This window comes from Thiocapsa sp. (genome assembly GCF_022340925.1).
Taxonomy (GTDB): Bacteria; Pseudomonadota; Gammaproteobacteria; order Chromatiales; family Chromatiaceae; genus Thiocapsa.
The window spans coordinates 1-3216 of the sequence record NZ_JAJDNA010000083.1 but is presented as its reverse complement, the minus strand read 5'-3'; the positions used below and the strand labels follow the sequence as shown (position 1 = coordinate 3216).

Here is a 3216-nt window from a genome sequence, read left to right as displayed (position 1 = left end):
CTGGCGATGGTCTTGATCGCAATCCTGATCATCGTGTTTCTGGTCTACAAGGTTGTGACCTTGATGAATCGCGACGCGGAGGCGCATAGGACCAAAGAGCATTAAAGGCGTCGGGAGTGGTGTCATGTCATCGAGGGGGGGTCCGGGATCCCCCTTTTTTTGTGGCATAAACGACTTCCGAATCAGATGGTTATGCTTGCGAAATCGCATGGCCGAAACGTTGCTGTAGGTGTATTTTTAAATATTTCGGGAACGCCAGCCGACTGCTTCGCGCCTCATCCGATCCCGTTTGCGGGTGAATCGATTTCGCCGACCCTCATCTTGTCGGGAGAAGGCCGGGCGTGGCCCGCGTGCCCCTGTCGAAGGTTTTCGAGTCGCGCTCCGAGGCGATCTGCTGAAGCGCGCCTACACCGGAAAAGTTGACCCAGTCGTGGAGATGGTCAATGAGCACGAACCCTGTGGTGCACCAGTCCGCCGTCGATGACCTCTACGCCGAGGCCGAGCATTGGCATGTCAACACGGGTGGGGAGACCATCCATGCCAAGCGCCTCGCCGGAAAGTGGCGCAACATCAAGTGGGCAGCGGCGTCCGTCTGGCTAATCTATTTCCTGGGTCCCTACCTGCGCTGGGACGGACGGCAGGCGGTCTTGTTCGACATCCCGAATCGCCAGTATCACATCTTCGGCGCGACCGTCCTGCCCCAGGACTTCTGGATGCTCTCGCTCTTGCTCCTGTTCTTCGCGATCATGCTCGCGGTCGCGACCGCGCTGGTGGGGCGTGTCTGGTGCGGGTACTTTTGCTTCCAGACCGTGTGGACGGATATCTTCACCTGGATCGAGGAGAAGCTCGAGGGCAGTCCACCGCAGCGACGCAAGCTCGACAAGGCGCCGATGAGCTTCACGAAGCTGCGCATCAAGGCCGGCAAGCATGTGCTCTGGTTGCTCATCGGCTTTATCACCGGGTTCAGTTTTGTCGCCTGGTTCACCGATGCCCCAGCACTCTGGGCGACCTTTTTCCTCGGTCAGGCAAACCCGGTTGCCTATGTGACGGTCGCCCTTTTCACCGTCGGGACCTACGTACTCGCCGGTTTCTTAAGGGAGCAGACCTGCTTCTGGCTTTGCCCTTATGCGCGTATCCAGGGCGTCATGCTCGACAAGACCACCGTCGTACCGACCTACGATGTCGGGCGCGGAGAGCCGCGCGGGCGGGTGAAACGCGGCGAGACGCCGGAGACGCGCACGGCGGGGGATTGTGTCGACTGCAACCAGTGCGTCGCTGTCTGCCCGACCGGTGTGGATATCCGTCATGGGCAGCAGGAAGGCTGCATCACGTGCGCGCTCTGCATCGATGCTTGTGATCAGGTCATGGACAAGGTCGGGCGGCCACGCGGGCTCATTCGGTATGCCTCCCTCGACGAGATGGAAGGCCTTCCCACCAAGAAACTCCTCATGCGCCCCCGGGTCTGGGTCTATGCGGCGATCATGACCGCTGCGCTCGCCGGGATCCTTTATGGCTTCTCCTCGTTGGCGGCGATCGACCTCAAGGTGCTGCATGAGCGCGCCCCGCTCTACGTGCGTCTCAGTGACGGATCGATCCAGAACAAATACACGCTGAAGATCCTCAACAAGATGCCGGAGGAGCTGCCGGTGCGGATCAGCGTGACCGGACCGGATGGGTTAACACTGGTGGGGGCCGAAGAGGCGGTGATGGCGCCGCCCGGCGGTGTGACGGCCGCCATCGTCTTCGTCAAGGTGCCGAAGCAATCGATCGATCGTGAGCAACAGTCCCTGGTATTTCACGCCGAGGCGGTGCGGCCATCAGGCAGCGTGGTTGCGGCTGAGCGCGAAAGCGTCTTCATTGGGCCGCGTCGATAAGGGTTCGCCGCGGCTGCTCGGCCGCCATGCGGGCTGAAGCGAGCGAGTTTTGCGGGAGGTTAAAGCATGCAGGTGACGACAAACAGCCAGTCCAAGGGCACGCCCGCACTTCGCAGCCCCTGGGTGCTGGCTTGGATCGCGCTGGTCGTGGCGGTCTTGGCCGTGAACCTGACCATGGTGTATCTCGCGATCAGGACAAATCCCGGATTGGTGTCCGCGAACTACTACGAGCGCGGTCAGGACTACGAGAAGACCATCGTCTCGCGCGCAGTGCGCGACCCGGGCTGGCTGATGCGCGCGGATATTCCACAACCCCTGACGGCCGGCATGGAGGAGTCGATTCGCCTCGTCTTGGTCGATCAGGCGGGGCAACCCGTGGATGTCGAGCAAGCGACCTTCTACGCTTATCGCCCGTCCGACGTGTCGCGTGATTTCTCCGAGCCGATGCTCCGTGAAGCGAAGGGACGTTACGTGGTTCGGACCGCTTTTCCCCTGATCGGTGTTTGGGACACCTTGATCGCGGTCACGATCGGTGAGGACGAGTACAGCGTCGGCGAACGTGTCAACGTGTCCCGTCCCTGAAGACGCGCCCTTCGCTCGCCCAGCGGGACGCATCCAGGGGTCGATCCGTGTCGACCCTTGAGGCGCGGCTCGGGGCGGATACGACCCCAGCCGAGCAGGCGGCGCGCTGTTTTCACTGCGGGTTGCCGGTCGCGGAGTCAGCGCGCGAGACCGCCTGGGTGGCTGGTCGCGAGCGGTCCTTCTGCTGCACCGGCTGCAAGTCGGTCTGCGAGGCGATCTTTGCGGCGGGACTCGAGGGTTACTACCGGCGCACCCCCGAGGGCGAGATCTTCGGGCCGCCCCCCGAGCCGCCCAAGGATCTGGCTCTGTTCGATCTCGATGCGGTGCAGGAGGAGTTCACCGACACGGCGACCGAGGCTCGCGACATCAACCTCCTGGTCGAAGGCATTCACTGTGCCGCATGCGTCTGGTTGATCGAGAATGGGCTCGGCGCGCTGCCCGGCGTCGAGGAGGCGCGCGTCAACCTGACCGGCCGGCGCCTGCGGGTGCGCTGGGACAACGGCCGCCTGAAGCTCTCGCGGATCCTGCGTCGACTCGCCGAGCTCGGCTATGCCGCTGCGCCATTCGACCCCGACTCTGCTGAAGGGGCAATCGGACGGCAGAACCGTGCCGTTCTTTACCGGATGGCTTGGGCGGGGTTCGCGATGATGAACCTCATGTGGATCTCGATCGCCCTCTATGCGGGGGCCGATCAAGGCGAGTTCCGCAGCCTCTTTCACTGGCTCGGCTTCGCGATCGCCACGCCGACGCTTATCTACTC

General features: G+C 62.8%; 3 protein-coding genes. All 3 read left to right on the top strand.

Going from position 1 to position 3216, the window contains the following annotated elements; translation table 11 throughout:
• Positions 1–443 precede the first annotated feature (443 nt).
• Positions 444–1874: a cytochrome c oxidase accessory protein CcoG gene (gene ccoG / locus LJE61_RS10400; RefSeq protein WP_296911817.1), complete on the top strand. Its 1431-nt coding sequence runs from the start codon at positions 444–446 to the stop codon at positions 1872–1874.
• A gap of 66 nt (positions 1875–1940) precedes the next feature.
• The gene (locus LJE61_RS10395) at positions 1941–2456 is read left to right on the top strand and encodes a FixH family protein (RefSeq protein WP_296911815.1); all 516 of its coding nucleotides are present in this window, start codon (positions 1941–1943) and stop codon (positions 2454–2456) included.
• Positions 2457–2503: 47 nt separating this feature from the next.
• On the top strand, positions 2504–3216 hold a 713-nt coding region (locus tag LJE61_RS10390; RefSeq protein ID WP_296918326.1), incomplete at its 3' end, for a heavy metal translocating P-type ATPase metal-binding domain-containing protein.

Coding starts and splice junctions, on each gene's coding strand:
- ccoG (WP_296911817.1), top strand. CDS start 444: ATGAGCACGAACCCTGTGGTGCACCAGTCCGCCGTCGATGACCTCTAC.
- LJE61_RS10395 (WP_296911815.1), top strand. CDS start 1,941: ATGCAGGTGACGACAAACAGCCAGTCCAAGGGCACGCCCGCACTTCGC.